General features: G+C 47.0%; 1 protein-coding gene. It reads right to left on the bottom strand.

Annotation, left to right across the window (positions count from 1 at the left end):
- The coding region (locus tag ACQRDX_RS09605) for a minor capsid protein (RefSeq protein WP_427896673.1) at positions 1–304 on the bottom strand (304 nt) is incomplete at both ends.

Below are 304 nucleotides of genomic sequence, written 5' to 3'. Positions count from 1 at the left end.
GAGCGCTGAGGCTTTCTTATCCCAACGTGGTCCAGTGCCGGGGTGCTTTCCTTTTGTCCAAGACCATGACCTATGCTTATTGTAAGCTCCACCGTAGAATTGCGCTCTTGCATACGGACCAGGATATCTTACTCCGTCTCTAGTAGGCTGACCACTTCCGCTCAGTTCCCCACTCTTGCGAGGGATAAAAGGAATCATGTCCTTCTTCATTTGACTAGCAATAGCTAGCTTACCTTTGGCCAAGGCTGATGATGATACCTTCTTCTCAATGCCTTTTAGGTCAACTTTTACAGATACACTTGTT

Source organism: Streptococcus sp. SGI.013 (assembly GCF_050315295.1).
In the GTDB taxonomy this organism is placed as follows: domain Bacteria; phylum Bacillota; class Bacilli; order Lactobacillales; family Streptococcaceae; genus Streptococcus; species Streptococcus porcorum.
The sequence above is the reverse complement of the archived record's forward strand: the minus strand, read 5'-3'. Positions and strand labels throughout refer to the sequence as shown.